Source organism: Stenotrophomonas sp. 22LJNL06-5-1 (assembly GCF_056861455.1).
In genome coordinates this window covers 23,144-35,654 of sequence record NZ_JBSPUE010000001.1, presented here as the reverse complement: position 1 = coordinate 35,654, position 12,511 = coordinate 23,144, and the positions used below count along the sequence as shown (strand labels likewise).

General features: G+C 62.2%; 7 protein-coding genes. All 7 read left to right on the top strand.

What is annotated here, in order from left to right:
* Positions 1-199: 199 nt before the first annotated feature.
* Positions 200-3,448, top strand: coding sequence for a TonB-dependent receptor (locus tag AC13GF_RS00165; RefSeq protein ID WP_483002651.1), 3,249 nt, complete (start codon positions 200-202; stop codon positions 3,446-3,448).
* Positions 3,449-3,700: 252 nt separating this feature from the next.
* Complete coding sequence (gene ppnN / locus AC13GF_RS00160; RefSeq protein WP_049436550.1) at positions 3,701-5,089, top strand: nucleotide 5'-monophosphate nucleosidase PpnN; 1,389 nt, start codon at positions 3,701-3,703, stop codon at positions 5,087-5,089.
* Positions 5,090-5,250: 161 nt separating this feature from the next.
* Positions 5,251-5,769 carry a GspH/FimT family pseudopilin gene (locus AC13GF_RS00155; RefSeq protein ID WP_483002650.1) on the top strand — a complete coding sequence of 173 codons (519 nt, stop codon included), beginning with the start codon at positions 5,251-5,253 and terminating at the stop codon, positions 5,767-5,769.
* Positions 5,766-6,233, top strand: a complete 468-nt coding sequence (gene pilV, locus AC13GF_RS00150; protein ID WP_483002649.1) for a type IV pilus modification protein PilV — start codon at positions 5,766-5,768, stop codon at positions 6,231-6,233. Before AC13GF_RS00155 ends, pilV begins: the two co-directional genes overlap by 4 nt.
* Positions 6,233-7,423: a PilW family protein gene (locus AC13GF_RS00145; protein WP_483002647.1), complete on the top strand. Its 1,191-nt coding sequence runs from the start codon at positions 6,233-6,235 to the stop codon at positions 7,421-7,423. The genes pilV and AC13GF_RS00145 overlap by 1 nt, the downstream gene beginning before the upstream one ends.
* A 7-nt stretch (positions 7,424-7,430) precedes the next feature.
* Positions 7,431-7,922 carry a pilus assembly PilX family protein gene (locus AC13GF_RS00140; RefSeq protein WP_483002646.1) on the top strand — a complete coding sequence of 164 codons (492 nt, stop codon included), beginning with the start codon at positions 7,431-7,433 and terminating at the stop codon, positions 7,920-7,922.
* Between the two features lie 416 nt (positions 7,923-8,338).
* Positions 8,339-12,493 (top strand): pilus assembly protein, encoded by a 4,155-nt coding sequence (locus AC13GF_RS00135; protein ID WP_483002644.1) that lies wholly within the window; start codon positions 8,339-8,341, stop codon positions 12,491-12,493.
* Positions 12,494-12,511: the final 18 nt, after the last annotated feature.

The following is a 12,511-nucleotide window of genomic DNA, read 5'->3' as shown; positions in this document are numbered from 1 at the left end:
CGATTGCGTTGCGATCCGGTGCCGTTTGTCGCACAACCGTCACATTGATGGCGTAGCGTGTTAATCTAGTGTTAACCGTTGTGGCTTCCTTCAGCCAAGCGGTAGGGAACCCCAGATAAATGTCCGACCAGCCACCCGCAGGGCTGTTTGGATGCGCTTTTTTTCCGCCATCGCCAACTCGCATCGAGGCTACCGAAAAATGACCCACCCACTCCGGATGTCCAAGCTCACCCTTGGTCTCGTGGCTGCGCTCGCCGCCGCTCCCGCCTTCGCCCAGAGCACCTCTGCCGGTGTCGGCGGCCAGGTGATGTCCTCTGCAGGCCAGCCTGTCGCTGGCGCTGAAGTCACCATCACCCACACCGAGTCGGGCACCGTTTCGCGTGCCACCACCGACGCGTCGGGTCGTTACAACGCGCGCGGCCTGCGCGTGGGTGGCCCGTACACCATCACCATCACCAAGTCCGGTGAAGGCACCAAGACCGAAGAGGGTGTCTTCCTGAACCTGAACCAGGTCAACACGGTCAACGCCAGCCTCGGCGGCGACCTGGCCGCCACCAACCTGGACGCCGTGAACGTTGTCGCCACCGCTGGCGGCCTGGACCTGTTCAGCGCCACCAAGATGGGCAGCGGCACCAACGTGACCCGCGAAACGATGGACGCGCTGCCGTCGGCCAACCGCAACATCCAGGACTACATCCGCCTGGATCCGCGCATCTCGCAGGTCAGCAAGGCTGACGGCGCGATCTCGGCCGGTGGCCAGAACACGCGTTACAACGCCATCCGCATCGACGGCATCAGCGCCTCCGATCCGTTCGGCCTGGGCTCCAACAACCTGCCGACCGAGCGTCAGCCGGTGTCGATGGACGCCATCCAGGAAATCAACATCGACCTGGCCAACTACGACACCACCATCGCCGGTGGCACCGGTGCGGTGATCAACGCCGTGACCAAGTCGGGTACCAATGAATTCCACGGCACCGTGTACGGTTCGTACCGCGACAAGGACATGGTCCGTTCGCGCCTGGAAGGTGACAAGCAGGACTTCAACGGCTTCAAGGACGAGAAGACCTACGGCATGACCTTCGGCGGCCCGATCGTCAAGGACAAGCTGTTCTTCTTCACCAACTACGAAAAGTATGAGCGTAGCGGCGGCGGTGTCAGCCTTGGCGAAAGCCCGTACAACAAGGCTGGCGGCATCAGCGACGCTGATATCGCCCGCGTCCAGAAGCGTATGTCCGATCTTGGCTATCAGGTCGGCGGCGTAGGTGCGCTGAACAACAAGACCGAGATCGAAGAGTACGCGGTCAAGCTGGACTGGAACATCAATGAGAACCACCGTGCGGCCCTGCGCTACAACAAGATGAAGCAGGACGTGGTGCGTTTCCCGAAGGTCAGCAACAGCGAAATTTCGCTGAGCGACTTCTGGTACACCCAGCCGACCGAGTATGAAACCTGGATGGGTGAACTGTTCAGTGACTGGTCCGAGAACTTCTCGACCGAGTTCAAGGTCTCGCACAAGGACTACTCGTCCAACCGTGTTGCTGCTTCGCACCTGCCGCAGATCCGCGTCCGCTTCGACAACAACAATTCGCTGTACCTGGGTACCGAGCAGAACACCCACACCAATCTGGTCGAGTCGAAGGAACTGAGCGCCTTCGGTGCCGGTACCTGGTACGTCGGTGACCACACCGTCAAGTTCGGCTTCGACTACACCGACAACGACCTGATGAACTTCTACGGCCGTAATCTGTACGGTGCGTACGAATTCGCCAACCTGGCTGCGTTTGAAGCCGGCACCCCGTCCGCGTACCAGGTGCGCGTGCCGCGTGCTGGTGGCAGCCTGGATGACATTCCGGCGAAGTTCCACCTGAAGAACACGGGTCTGTTCATCCAGGATACCTGGGCGATCAACTACAACCTGAGCCTGATGTTCGGTGTCCGCGTTGACATGCCGGACTTCAGCACCCAGCGCCTGTACAACCCGCGCATCGAACAGCTGTACGGCTTCAACAACACCAAGCTGGTCGACAAGAAGCTGTTCCAGCCGCGCGTCGGCTTCAACTACACCTTCGACAGCGATCGCCCGACCCAGCTGCGCGGTGGCGTGGGCCTGTTTGGCGGTGCTGCCCCGAATGTGTGGCTGGCAGGTGCCTACCAGAACACTGGCCTGAACTACTCCGAGTACAACCTGACCCGTAATCCGGGTGGTTTCAGCTTCGATGCGGACAATCCGTTCATTCCGAATCCGTCGCTCGCGTCGGCCCGTCAGAACGTCGACCTGATCGCCCCGGGCACCCGCCTGCCGTCGGTGTGGAAGGCCAACCTGGCCTTTGATCATGAGCTGCCGTGGTACGGCATCGTGGCCTCGGCCGAGCTGCTGGTGACCAAGGTCAAGGATGGTCTGTACTTCGATCGTCTGGACGTCATGACCCCGAACGCCAACCGCTCGGTTGGTCAGGACGGCCGTGCGCTGTACTGGAACGACTACGGCATGAACGGTGCCAATGCTGGCTCGAACGGCATGCAGGCTGGCCAGAAGAATGGCCGTGCCTGCTCGGCCACCGATCAGACCTGCCCGAGCGATCGTGTCAACCGTCCGGGTGATATCGGCGACGTGATCCTGCTGCGCAACACCGACAAGGGTCGTGGTTCCCAGGCTACGTTCTCGCTGGCCAAGCCGCTGACCGAGAACTGGGGCTGGTCGCTGGGTTACACCTATACCCAGGCGAAGGAAGTGAGCCCGCTGTCCAGCTCGCAGAACACCTCGAACTGGAACAACACGCTGAGCCTGAACGCCAACGACAACGTTGCGTACAACTCGCGCTACGCGATCAAGGACCGTATCACCGGCACCCTGGAGTGGAAGCACAACTTCTTCGGTGACAACGCCACCCGCGTCGGCCTGTTCTATGAAGGCCGTTCGGGTCGTCCGTACAGCTACGTGTTCTATAACGACGTGAACGGCGACGGCGCAGGCACCAACGATCTGTTCTACGTGCCGAAGGGCCCGGGCGACGTGATCTTCACCGGCGGTGCCGACATGGAGAAGAAGTTCTTCGAGTGGCTGGCGCAGAACCCGGAGCTCGATGCCTACCGTGGCAGCGTGGTCCCGGCCAACGCGCACCGCGCCAAGTGGGTCAACAGCTTCGATGTCCGCATCAGCCAGGAGTTCCCGGGCTTCGCGAAGACCCACAAGGGCGAGATCGCGCTGGACATCATGAATGTCGGCAATCTGCTCAACAAGAAGTGGGGTCTGATCGACGATTACGGCTTCTACGCCACCCGTCGTGTTGCCAACTACTCGGGTATCGACCCGGCTACCGGCAAGTACCTGTACAACTTCACTGGCCGTACCGACAACTCGTCGATCCAGGAAAACAACAACGACAAGGGCAACACCGCCGTGTCGCGCTGGTCGATGCAGCTGACCGTGAAGTACAAGTTCTGATCCGTCAGAGCCTGAAGCAGTAAGTGAAAACGGCCGGGGAAACCCGGCCGTTTTCCGTTCAGGCGAAAGTTCTTGCAGGTCACCAGGCATCGGCGTAGCATCCAGAAATGTGCGCGGTGCCAACGCCGCCGATGCGGTCCCGGAAAGGCGAACGCGGGAAGCACACATCCAACGGTCGGGCTTCCCGGCCGTTTTGCTTTTTAAGGGGGCGGCAGTACAGTCGGAAACCTTGAAGGAAGCGAAAAATTGGACATGACCACGAACGAAAAATCAGCCCGTGCACTGCCGGTGCAGGACGCGCGGATCTACCCGCGCGGTGGGCTGGATGTGCTGTCGCGGGCCGAAGTGGCCCGCCTGCGCGATGCCTCTGCCGGCGGCATGCACGAGCTGCTGCGCCGCTGCGCGCTGGCCGTGCTGACCAGCGGCAGTGCCTCTGACGATCCGCGCGCGGCACGCGATCTGTATCCCGATTTTGACATCCAGGTGGCGCAGCAGGATCGCGGCGTGCGCATCGACCTGGTCAACGCACCGGCGATGGCCTTCGTCGATGGCGAGATCATCCGCGGCGTCGCCGAACTGCTGTTCGCCGTGGTGCGTGACCTGGCTTACATGGCCATCGAGATGGGCCCGGCCTACGCGGCCGAGCTGGAATCGTCCGAGGGCATCACCAACGCGGTGTTCGGCCTGCTGCGCAACGCGCGCATCCTCAACCCGGGCGACCCGAATCTGGTCGTGTGCTGGGGTGGCCACTCGATCTCGCGCGATGAATACCTGTACACCAAGCAGGTGGGCTACGAGCTGGGCCTGCGCGGCCTGGACATCTGCACCGGCTGCGGTCCGGGCGCGATGAAGGGCCCGATGAAGGGCGCCACCATTGCCCATGCCAAGCAGCGCCGCACCGTGACGCGTTACATCGGCCTGACCGAGCCGGGCATCATCGCGGCCGAGTCGCCGAACCCGATCGTCAACCACCTGGTGATCATGCCGGACATCGAGAAGCGCCTTGAGGCCTTCGTCCGCATCGGCCACGGCATCATCGTGTTCGCCGGTGGTGTCGGTACCGCCGAGGAGATCCTGTACCTGCTCGGCATCCTGCTGCGCGAGGAAAACAAGGACCTGCCGTTCCCGCTGATCCTGACCGGCCCGACGGTGGCAGCGCCGTACTTCGAGCAGATCGACCGCTTCATCCGCCTGACCCTGGGCGACGCGGCCGCCGAGCGCTACGAGATCGTCATCGGCGACCCGGTGGCAGTGGCAAAGAAGATGGCCAACGGCATCAAGCGTGTGCGTGAGCACCGCCTGGCGCAGAAGGACTCGTTCTTCTTCAACTGGTCGATCGAGATTCCGTGGGAGTACCAGCAGCCGTTCGTGCCGACCCACGAGGCAATGGCCGCGCTGGATCTGCACCACGGGCGTGCCCCGCACGCGCTGGCAGCCGACCTGCGCCGGGCGTTCTCGGGCATCGTCGCCGGCAACGTGAAGGAAGACGGCATGCGCCGCATCGAGCAGTTCGGCCCGTTCCAGATCCATGGCGACCCGGACATGATGCAGGCCCTGGACGGGCTGCTGCGTGCCTTCGTCGAGCAGCGCCGGATGAAGATCTCCGGCGAATACCAGCCCTGCTACCAGGTGCTGGCCTGAGCCCGCGCCGGCGCGATGGGGATCGCGCCGGGACAGGTAGGGGAGGGCGGGTCGTCAAGGCGTTGACGCCCGTCGCCCCGGATTGACCGTTCATCCTGCCGCCGCTTGCCGGTGGCAGGGCGATGGCCCATCGTGGCCATCAACACGCTGGGGAGCGTCCAATGTCTTTGCGCCGGCAAAACGGCTTCACGCTGGTCGAGTTGATGATCACGATCATGGTCCTGGCCGTGCTCGCGACGATCGCTTTTCCCAGTTTCCAGAGCACCCTGCGATCCAATCGCATCGCTACCGCGAGCAACGAGCTGATCGCTTCACTGGCCTTGGCCCGTAGCGAGGCGGTCAAGAACCGTCGCGGTGCGGGTGTCTGTGCGTCGTCTGCGGGCAGTACATGCGATGGCAAAAGCTGGGCCGACGGCTGGTTGGTCTGGGCGGACACCAATGGAGATGGTGCGCTGAGCGCTGGGGAGACCGTGCTCCGCTACAGTGCCGGCCGACCTGGGCTGACTACGATTGGGACGCCGGATCTGTCCGTGGGTTTTGACCCGCGTGGTCGCAACCGCGCCAACGCGTCGCTGGACCTGACCCTGCGCCCGGACGCCTGCGGCAAGCAACCGCTGCAACGAACGTTGCGCATTTCGCCGACCGGACAGGTCCGGCTGTTGAAGGAGGATTGCAAGTGAGGCCGTCCCGATCCCGTTCCCCGCGCGGCGTGCAAGGGGGCTTCAGTCTGATCGAAGTGCTGATCGCCATTCTCGTGCTTGGCGTAGGCCTGCTCGGTTTCGCGCTGATGCAGACCATGAACGTACGCTTCGTCCAGAGTGCCAACTACCGCACCCAGGCGACCAATCTGACCTACGAGATGCTGGATCAGTTGCGAGTGAATCGGAAGAGGGCGCCGGTCTATGTCGGCGACTACACCGCGACCACGTCCAGCAAGAACTGCGTACCTCCCACGGGCAAGGACATCAGCAAGGATGCCTTCACCCTGGATTGGAGGTGCCGCCTGGGCAAGGCGCTGGGCGACGGAGCCACGGGAAAAGTAACCCGGAACGGTGACCAGTACTCGGTCAGCGTGAGCTGGGGAGATGAGCGCTGGAATACCGATGCCGGTGACACCACGTTCACTGCCAGGAGCGGCTTGTGATGCGCACCACATGCTCTTCATCCCGACGCATGTCGGGTCTTTCGATGGTTGAGCTGATGATCGCACTGGCCATTGGTGTGATCGTCATGCTCGGCGTGGTGCAGGTGTTTGCAGCATCGAGGGCGGCCTACCAGCTGTCCGATGGCCTGGCGCGGGTGCAGGAAAACAGTCGCTTTGCGATGGATGCCCTGCAGCGCGAACTTCGCATGGCTGGGCATTTCGGCTGTGTCAATGACCAGGGACGAAATGCACCGGACAATGCCTCGCTGTTCAGTACCTTCGCAACGGCTCCGCATCCGGCGCTGGACTTCCAGACGTCGATCCAGGGCTTTGAAGCTACCGCGACGGCGCCGGGCGCGGCGGTTACCCTGTCAGCCACGCCGGCAACTGGCGGAACCGGCTACAAGCCGGCGCTGCCCGCCGAGTTTGCTGCGGCCATGCCCAATCGGGTCAATGGCAGTGACATCGTGGTGTTGCGTTACCTGATGCCGGATGGCGTACCGATCACCGCCATTGGCGGCGTTCCAGGCAAGCCGGTTTTCAGTTTTGACAAAACGCGCCTTGCAGTACTGCAGAGTGGTGTCTCCAACCCGGGGCTGTATGGTGCGGCCGACTGCGCCAGCGTCACAATCTTCCAGGCGCGCGCGGTGGACAAGGGCGCTGGCACCGTCACCTTTGGTGACGCGCCGAACAATGTAGGGAATTTCACCCGTCCGGTTACCACCGGTCAGGCGATGCTGCACCGTGCAGAAAGCGCGCTGTACTACATCGGCTATGACGCCGCCATTGCCCGTTCTTCGTTGTATCGCGTGCGCTTCACCGCCATCCCCAATGGCGCGCTGGTGGCCAGTGCGCCGGAGGCACTGGTGGAGGGCGTAGAAAACATGCAGTTGTTGTATGGCCAGGACCGCGGGCTTACCGACGTTTATCCAACCGGTTTCATTGATCGCCAGGGCACTGCGGAAACGGTGCAGGGCTCTACCAATCCGGCCGCGAATGGTTGGCGTCGCGTCGGCGCCGTGCAGCTGGGGCTGGTGATGTCCAGCCCGGATCCATCGGCGGCGCCGCAGGCCGACCAGAACGCTGCGCTCACTTCGCTGGGCGTGACGTTCACGGCGCCGGCAGACGGTCGCATGCGCGCTGTCTACCAAACCACCATCGCCCTTCGCAACCGCCTCTTTGGCAACTGAGGCTCGCATGTACACACGCCCGCGTCTTCCTTCCTTCACAGCACGCCGGCAGCAGCGTGGCGCAGTGCTGTATGTCGCCCTGATCATGTTGATTCTGCTGGCCCTTATCGGCATCGCCGGAATGCAGGTCACCGGTATGCAGGAGCGCATGGCGGCCAACTACCTGCGTTCCAATCAGGCCTTCCAGAACGCTGAAGCCGACGTGCGTACCCAGGAGGCGGCAATCAAGACAGCCATCGAAAGCGGCAGCGTTTTCGAGGCCAACCAAGAAGAATGCAGTCCGGTATTCGACCCGGCAACCTGGGCCGATGGCAAGACCACGGCTGCGGCAATCCATACCCGGCGACTTGATAAATGCGTCATGGGTGGCGGGGGAACTGGCCTCGGGGGCCGGAAGAACGAAGAGACCGAAAACATCTACCAGATCACCGTACTGGCCAGTGACGACCCGGCCAATCCTTCTTCCAGCGCTGTCATCGACACGATCTTCATTCCATGAACATTTCGCGCCGCTTCTCCCGCATGGTCTCGACTCCCTGGCTGCGCGCGGGCGCCGCCGTTGCCGCGCTGGTTGGCGTGGGTGCGTTGGTCTACCCGCTGCTCGCCGCGATCGGTGACTACGACATCGCGCAGGAGCCGCTGTACAGCAAGAAGACCCAGCCGCCGCTGATGATGATGGTGATGTCGCGCGACGAGCAGCTGTTCAACAAGGCCTACAGCGATTACAGCGACCTGGATGAGGATGGCACCCTCGACACCACTTACCAGGACAAGTTCGATTACTCCGGCTACTTCGATTCGAACCTCTGCTACACCTATGCCAGCGGCCAGTTCAAGGCCAGTGCACAGGCCAGCGGCACCTGGAAGCACAGCTGCGGTGGGACCTGGTCCGGCAATTTCCTGAACTGGGCAACGATGAGCCGCCTGGACGTGATGCGCTACGTGCTCTACGGCGGTCATCGCATCACCGACAGCGCCGCCAGCACTGTGCTGGAGCGCGCGCAGATCCCCAACGATCTGCACGCGTGGGTAAAGGTATACAGCGGCAGTGATATCAACAGTTTCACCCCCTACAAGACCACCATGTCCTTCTGCAACGCCACCATCGAATCCGGTGGTGCACCGCTGATGCGCGCTGCGTCTGGCAACTGGGGCGAGTGGGCGGCCACGGCCAGCCGCCAGTGCATCACCGGCCGAAGCGACGAAGGCAAGGCCGATTCACCTGGCTCTGCCACCAACTTCAATGTCCGGGTTGAGGTCTGCGCCAATGGCAGCGGAGCTTTCCCGGAGGCGTTCTGCCGCAAGTACAACGATGGCACCAGGGACTACCTGAAACCGGCTGGCCTGCTGCAGTCGTATGGTGAAAGCGGCCGTCTTCGCTTTGGCCTGGTCACGGGCACCTATGTCAATCCGCGCGATGGTGGCGTGGTGCGGCGGAACATCGGAAAGATCGCAGGCAACGGCACCGGATTCTGTGCGGCCGGCGACGAAATCAACCTGTCCAATGGTCAGTTCTGTAACAGCTTGTCCGGTGGTGCGGAGGGCATCATCAATACCATCTCCAACTTCCGTATCGATCAGTGGAACTGGAGCAACAACTGGAATGACTGCAACGACTACAGCATCCTCAACCGGCAGGGCTTCGGTGACAGAGGTAATCTGACCGACCCGGGCAATGCCTCGAAGAAGTGCAGTGCCTGGGGCAACCCTCTGGCCGAGATGTATGCCGAAGCTGTGCGCTACATCAAGGGTGAAACCAAGGGCATCTACAGTGCGTCCGGAGACCTGAGCGGGCTGCCCAATGCGGTTGCCTGGAAGGATCCCTACCGCTCCCCGAACGATGGCGGCAACTCCTACTGCGCCACCTGCAACATCCTGGTGATGTCCTCAGGCCTGCCGTCGTTCGATAGCGACAACATCGGGTCGATCAATGGCCTGGCGACTGCGGCGTCGGCAACGGATGCGATCGGCAATCTTGAAGGCATTACTGGCGGCAGTTACATGGCTGGCCGTGTCGGCCTGACCGAGCGCTATGCCTCGATCAATACCCATGAGGACATCTGTCGCGCGGCCAAGGTTACTGGCCTGTCGCTGGTGCGTGGCATCTGCCCGGATGTACCTTCCACGGAAGGCAGCTACCTGATGGCGGGCTTGTCAAAAGCCGCGGCCGAGACCGACCTTCGTCCGGGCGTGCAGAACAAGCCGGATACCTACAAGCTCACTGCGACCACCTATACCGTGGCCATGGCTGAAAGCCTGCCCAAGTTCGAGATTCCGGTGGGCAACGGCAAGATCACCCTGGCCCCACTGTGCCAGGCCAACAATACCGGTTCGGCAAAGATCACCAGCAATGGCTGGCGCAGTTGCTTCCTCGGTTCTGTTGGTATCGGCACCAAACAGTCTACGGTCTCGCCGAACTTCGTCTATGGACGAACTTATCGCGCAGACGGCAAGGCTGGCAGTTTCTCGCTGGTATGGGAAGACTCGTTGTGGGGCAATGACCACGACAACGACGTGGTCTCCATGCTCAGCTACTGCGTGGGCGCTACCTGCAACGACGGCGACAACACGAATTTCCGCAACATCTGCTGGCGCTCCAGCAGTGCGGAGTGCAGCAACAATGCTGTACGCAATACCGTGGGCAGCGATGAGGTGCTGGTCCGCATTGAGAATCTTTCTGCCTATGCCGGCAACGCGATGCTCACCGGCTACACGATCGTGGGTTCGAACGCGGCCGACAACGTGCAGCGTCTGGTACTGCGGCCCGGCGACAAGAACGGTTCGGTGCTGACGACCAGTTCCGCTCCGCCGGCGGAATGGACCGGTGCCATTGTCCTGCGCTACCGCCTGGGAAGCGGCCAGGCCAATCAGTTGGAAAGCCCGTTGTGGTACGCCGCCAAGTACGGCGTGCCTGCTGGCAAGAAGTGGGACAGCAAGGTGCCTGGCGTTCCGGACAATTACTTCCTGGCGCGCAACCCGGCCAAGCTGAAATCGGCGTTGGAGTCGATCTTCGACAGTGCTGCCGCGGGCGAAGCGCCGGTGGGGGGCAGCGCCACTGGAGCGCGGGTCAATGCAGGTTCCTTCACGGTCTCGGCGCATTACACGGTTCCGTCGGGATCCAATGACTGGACTGGCGATCTTATCGCCCGTCAGACCCTCTCCAATGGTGGAGTCGGTCCCGAGCTTTGGCGGGCGTCGACCAGGATGAGCGCCTCGGGCCGCAGTATTGTGATGTCGACTGCGCCGACCTTCGTGGACAAGTCCAATCAGTTGATTGCTGCAGCAGCGGCCGATTTCACTGCGGACAACATTCCCGGCCGCGACCGCGCCGAGAAATTGGGCAACCTGGGGCTCAATACCATTCCCAACTGGTTCGGTTCGCATACGGTTGCCGATCTCGTCAGTTATCTGCGTGGTTCACCGGTCAGCGGGTTCCGTCCGCGCAGCGTACTGCTTGGCGACATCGTCAATTCCAGCGTCGAGATTGTTTCCACCCGGGATGACTACGGCTATGCATCCTGGAAGGAGCAGGGTGGGATAGGCTGGAAGACGACACTGGGTACCCGCTACAAGGCCTATCTGACATCGAAGACTGCGTCTGGCGGCCCCCCGTCGATGGTCTATGTCGGGGCCAACGACGGCATGCTGCACGGATTCAATGCCGGCACCGGAGCGGCTGCCGGTACCGAACAGTTCGCCTACATTCCCTCCACGTCGCTGCAGCACATGGCCGAACTGGCCAACCCTGCCTATGGCCATCGCTACTACGTTGACGGCGGACTGACGGCATCCGACGTCCACTACGGCGAGGCGTGGCATACGGTACTGGTAGGGACCACCGGCGGCGGCGGTGCCACGCGCGGCCCGTCCGCCACGGCAGTCGGCAATGGCTCGGTGTTTGCGCTGGATGTCAGCAATCCAACGGCGTTCAATCGCGGCAACGTACTGTGGGAGATTTCCGGCAAGACCGAATCGGACATGGGCTTCGCGTTCGGCAAGCCGGTGGTGGTACCTGTCGCTGGCACTGATCCGAACGGCGCGCCGCGATTCGTTGCGCTGTTCGGAAACGGCGTCAATTCGAGTACGGGCCGTCCTGTGCTGTATGTGGTCGATATCCAGAGCGGTGAGGTACTCAAGCGGCTGTATCCGAGCGGGGGCAAGTACGCTATTGCCAATGGGCTCAACCACGTCACTGCGGTGGCACTGCACAACAGCAGCAGCCTGGCCGATACCGTGTACGGCGGTGACATGCAGGGCAATATCTGGCGCTTCGATCTGCGTGGTGGCGATCCTACGGCATGGAATGTGTCGCTCAGCGGTACACCGCTCTTCACCGCCATGCGCAGTGCGGTGGCGCAACCGATCACCGGCGCGATCCAGACGTCTGCGGGACCGGGTGGGGGTGTCAGCCTGTTCTTCGGTACCGGTCGTTATTTCACTGCCGACGACAACGCCGTTACCCGTAATTCACCTGTGCAGACGCTGTACGGAATATGGGACAACCTCAGCGATGCAATCTCCAGCCGTGACGCGCTGGTGGGGCAGGCGATCAGTGCCAATGGCGCGGGATTCCGCGACATCTCCAGCAATGCGGTGGACTATTCAACAAAGCGTGGCTGGTATGTTGATCTGATCGTTGATACCACGGTGGAGGGCGAGCGCTTCTTTGGATATCCGACGTTGCAGGGGGGCACCGTGATGTTCACCACGTACGTGCCTGGACAATCCGTCTGCGGTACAGGTGGTGGCGTCAACTGGCGCTATCGGCTGAACATGGCCACCGGCCAGCCGGCGATGGGCGGTCTCACCGACGAAGTGGGGGGCGACCCGCTGTGTGGTGCGAACTGTGGCGCCGGTGCGCTGACTCGCGGCGGAGACGTCGCGACCGGGGCTCCTGTGCTGGATACGCAAGTCAGTACATCGATGCGCAAGGGCTGCGACCCCAGCGATCCGAAGTGCTCGGTTGATGGTTCGATTGACCGGTGCATCGTGACGCTCAACACTCCGGGCGCGGATACTGCATACGGCCAGCGTGCCTGCGGTCGCCAGTCCTGGCGCCAGATCCGCTGATGACCATGAACATGAGAG

Excerpts from the sequence above, each read along its gene's own strand:
- AC13GF_RS00165 (WP_483002651.1), top strand. The coding sequence starts at position 200 with ATGACCCACCCACTCCGGATGTCCAAGCTCACCCTTGGTCTCGTGGCT.
- ppnN (WP_049436550.1), top strand. The coding sequence starts at position 3,701 with ATGACCACGAACGAAAAATCAGCCCGTGCACTGCCGGTGCAGGACGCG.
- AC13GF_RS00155 (WP_483002650.1), top strand. The coding sequence starts at position 5,251 with ATGTCTTTGCGCCGGCAAAACGGCTTCACGCTGGTCGAGTTGATGATC.
- AC13GF_RS00145 (WP_483002647.1), top strand. The coding sequence starts at position 6,233 with ATGCGCACCACATGCTCTTCATCCCGACGCATGTCGGGTCTTTCGATG.
- AC13GF_RS00140 (WP_483002646.1), top strand. The coding sequence starts at position 7,431 with ATGTACACACGCCCGCGTCTTCCTTCCTTCACAGCACGCCGGCAGCAG.
- AC13GF_RS00135 (WP_483002644.1), top strand. The coding sequence starts at position 8,339 with ATGAGCCGCCTGGACGTGATGCGCTACGTGCTCTACGGCGGTCATCGC.